Raw genomic sequence first — 1,689 nt, 5'->3', positions numbered from 1 at the left:
CCGCGACTCGGCCCACTACCGGGCCTACCGCGCCAAGGTCGGCTCCTGGCTGGTCAAGCCGCCACAGGTCAGTGTGCTGGAAGAAGTGGACGTGGCCGGATAACCTCACGCCACCCCCGGCGAGCCGCTCCCCGCGTGGGGGCGGTTTTTTCATGGTTTTGACCCCGGTGTTCGCCCCGGCTTTGGCCTATCTTCTCCCCATGCCCGAACTGCCCGAAGTCGAAACCACCCGCCGCAAAATCGAGCCGCTGCTGCGTGGCAAAACCATCGTGCAAATCCAGCACGACGCCCCGCACAAGTACCCCAACACCCACCTCGCGCACGGCAAGCGGGTTCGCGCCCTGACCCGCCGGGGCAAATACCTGCTGCTGCACCTCGCGGCGGGGGACGCGGCAGAAGATGCTCCGCATGACCTCGAACTCATCGTGCATCTGGGCATGACCGGGGGCTTTCGGCTGGAAAGCGGGCCGCACACCCGCGTCACCTTTGAACTCGAAGGCGGCGAGAAACTCTACTTCAACGACCCCCGGCGCTTCGGCAAGGTGGCGGCGGTGTCGCCCGGCGAGTACGCAAGCATGCCCACCCTGGCGGCGATGGGGCCGGAACCCCTCTCCGACGACTTCGCGGAGGCCGAGTTCGTGCGGGTGGCGGCAAGTTGCGGCGCGGTCAAGGTCTGGCTGCTCTCGCAAAAGCCCGTGAGCGGCGTGGGCAACATCTACGCCGACGAAGCGCTGTGGCTGGCCCAGATTCACCCCGCCCAGACGCACCTAAACGCGGACGAAGCCTCGCGCCTCTACCACGCTGTCCGCGACGTGATGGGCCGGGCGGTAGAGGCGGGCGGCAGTTCGCTGGGCAACGGCACGGGCAACTACCGCCAGCACGACGGCGAACCGGGCGGCTATCAGGTGCATCACCACGCTTACGGCAAAACCGGGCAGCCCTGCGAACGCTGCGGCACACCGATTGAGAAAATTGTGTTGGGGCAGCGGGGAACACATTTTTGCCCTCAGTGTCAGGTCCTGAGAACAGCGAACGAATGAAGCGCGTGCTCATCGTCGGCAGTCCGGGCGCGGGCAAAAGCACCCTGGCGAAAGAACTGGCAGCGCGGACGGGCCTGCCGCTCACCCATCTGGACGAACTTTCGTGGGAACCGGGCTGGGTGCGGGTCAAGCGCACGGTCTGGCACGCCCGCCTGCACGCCGCCATGTCACGGGAACGCTGGATTCTGGACGGCAACATCCTGACCACCCTGCTGCGGGTGGCGTACCGCGCTGACACGGTGATTTATCTGCTTCCACCGCGCCTTCTGTGCCTGTGGCGAGTATTCCAGCGGGCGGCTCTGGGCCAGTTTCCACATGGAGAACGGCGGCAGGGCTGGCCCACCCCCGCCCTCTTGAGAAGCGTCTGGAATTTTCCCACCCAGGCCGCGTGGCAACGGGCGCAACTCCGCACCGTGCCAGGGCTGCGGCTGGTCGTGCTCCGAAATGATGCGGAAGTCAGAGCATTTCTCGCCCATTTGCCGACTGAGTCCGCTACCCTCGCCCCATGACTGACCTCACTTCCATGCGCATCTCCTACACCCGCGCCGACCTGCGCCGGGCCGACCTGAACACCGACCCCCTCGCCCAATTTCGGGCGTGGTTCGACGAAGCCCTCGCCGCCGACCTGCCCGAACCCTACGCCATGCAG

Annotated in this window: 2 protein-coding genes and 1 pseudogene; all 3 read left to right on the top strand. The window is 66.3% G+C overall.

Annotated elements, in window-relative coordinates; all coding sequences use genetic code 11:
* Window positions 1-200: 200 nt before the first annotated feature.
* Window positions 201-1,040 carry a DNA-formamidopyrimidine glycosylase gene (locus Q4C89_RS15030; RefSeq protein ID WP_303103428.1) on the top strand — a complete coding sequence of 280 codons (840 nt, stop codon included), beginning with the start codon at window positions 201-203 and terminating at the stop codon, window positions 1,038-1,040.
* On the top strand, window positions 1,037-1,549 hold the full coding sequence (locus Q4C89_RS15025) for an AAA family ATPase (RefSeq protein ID WP_303103427.1): 513 nt from the start codon (window positions 1,037-1,039) through the stop codon (window positions 1,547-1,549). The genes Q4C89_RS15030 and Q4C89_RS15025 overlap by 4 nt, the downstream gene beginning before the upstream one ends.
* Window positions 1,546-1,689 (top strand): annotated as a pseudogene (locus Q4C89_RS15020) (pyridoxamine 5'-phosphate oxidase); the annotation flags it as partial. The gene Q4C89_RS15025 and the pseudogene Q4C89_RS15020, both read left to right, overlap by 4 nt.

Origin of the sequence: Deinococcus sp., from assembly GCF_030523985.1 — a bacterium.
GTDB lineage: Bacteria > Deinococcota > Deinococci > Deinococcales > Deinococcaceae > Deinococcus.
Note: the sequence above shows the minus strand (reverse complement) of the source record. Positions and strands in the feature narration are given on the sequence as shown.